General features: G+C 63.5%; 1 protein-coding gene and 1 pseudogene. Both read right to left on the bottom strand.

Features of this window, described 5'->3' with window-relative positions:
• Nucleotides 1–204, bottom strand: a 204-nt coding sequence (locus IEI94_RS22550) for a hypothetical protein (protein WP_263574620.1), incomplete at its 3' end; no start/stop codon positions are given.
• Between the two features lie 73 nt (nucleotides 205–277).
• Nucleotides 278–457, bottom strand: a pseudogene (locus IEI94_RS08930) (hypothetical protein); the annotation flags it as partial.

Here is a 457-nt window from a genome sequence, read left to right as displayed (position 1 = left end):
CCCCCCCCCCCCCCCAACATCCAGCCAGGTATCATTCAACTCGCTGGCAGCCTTGCTCATATCCAGGGGCGGCTGACCCGTCGATAAGGGCAGTGGCGCCAGATAGGTAATGCGGCCCCCGGGAATCGCCTGCACGCCACCCGCGTAGTGAGGTTGATCCAGCGTCGGTTCGGGAAGCGCTTCGGTGTGGGGCTTTTTCGCCATGGTGTACTCGTTCAGCCCTTTATGGCCTGGCCATCGCTCGTAGGCTCAACAGCATCAGCGACACCAGACGACATCAGGCCACCACGCCCTGATTGCGGTACGCCTCGCCGAAGATCTGGTCGATGGCGCGGTGAGGATTCTCCTCGCGCAGTCGACGCACCTCAGCGGATAGGCGTACCAGCTCCTCGCTGGGCTTGGCCCACTGCTCCTTGGGGAGGGGTTTGGACCATTCCTCCATCTCCGCCGGACGCAA

Origin of the sequence: Halomonas sp. ML-15, from assembly GCF_014779595.1 — a bacterium.
In the GTDB taxonomy this organism is placed as follows: domain Bacteria; phylum Pseudomonadota; class Gammaproteobacteria; order Pseudomonadales; family Halomonadaceae; genus Franzmannia.
The sequence above is the reverse complement of the archived record's forward strand: the minus strand, read 5'-3'. Positions and strand labels throughout refer to the sequence as shown.